At 64.0% G+C, this 835-nt stretch carries 1 protein-coding gene; it reads left to right on the top strand.

The window, feature by feature from the left end; all coding sequences use genetic code 11:
- On the top strand, nucleotides 1-809 hold an 809-nt coding region (cyoA, locus tag WS91_RS30930; protein ID WP_059579439.1), incomplete at its 5' end, for a ubiquinol oxidase subunit II.
- Nucleotides 810-835 lie beyond the last annotated feature (26 nt).

Genomic DNA, 835 nt, shown 5'->3' with positions numbered 1-835 from the left:
ACGTGCTCGATCCGAAGGGCGCGATCGGCGCCGCGGAGAAGGCGTTGATCGCCACGTCGACGTGGGCGATGCTGATCGTCGTCGTGCCGGTGATCCTCCTCACGCTGCTCTTCGCGTGGCGCTACCGCGCGTCGAACCGCAACGCGACCTACTCGCCGAAGTGGGCGCATTCCACCGCGATCGAGATCGTGATCTGGACGGTGCCGTCGCTGATCATCCTGTTCCTCGGCATCCTCACGTGGAAGACCACGCACGAGCTCGATCCGTATCGGCCGATCCAATCGTCGGTGAAGCCGATCGACGTCGAGGTCGTCGCGCTCGACTGGAAGTGGCTCTTCGTCTATCCGGATCTCGGCATTGCTTCGGTGAACCAACTGGCGGTGCCTGTCGGCACGCCGATCAATTTCCGAATCACGTCCGATTCGGTGATGAACTCGTTCTTCATTCCGCAACTCGGCACGCAGGTCTACGCGATGGCCGGCATGCAGACGCGCCTGCACCTGATCGCCGACGAGCCGGGCGACTTCGCCGGGATCTCCGCGAACTACAGCGGCCGCGGCTTCTCCGACATGAAGTTCCGCACGCTCGCGACGTCGCGCGACGCGTTCGACGCGTGGGTCGCGAAGGTGCGCGCGTCGGCCGACCGGCTCGACATGAGCGCGTACGGCCAGCTCGCGCAGCCGAGCGAGAAGCAGCCCGTGCGCTACTACTCGACGATCGACCCGCGGCTCTTTCACAACATCATCGCGAAGTACAACAACGGCCACGTCCTCGATCTGACGGACGCCGCCTGTCGGACGAAGGGGTAACGCATGTTCGGTAAATTGACGCTTTC

Source organism: Burkholderia sp. MSMB1498 (assembly GCF_001526245.1).
GTDB classification, from domain to species: domain Bacteria; phylum Pseudomonadota; class Gammaproteobacteria; order Burkholderiales; family Burkholderiaceae; genus Burkholderia; species Burkholderia savannae.
The sequence above is the reverse complement of the archived record's forward strand: the minus strand, read 5'-3'. Positions and strand labels throughout refer to the sequence as shown.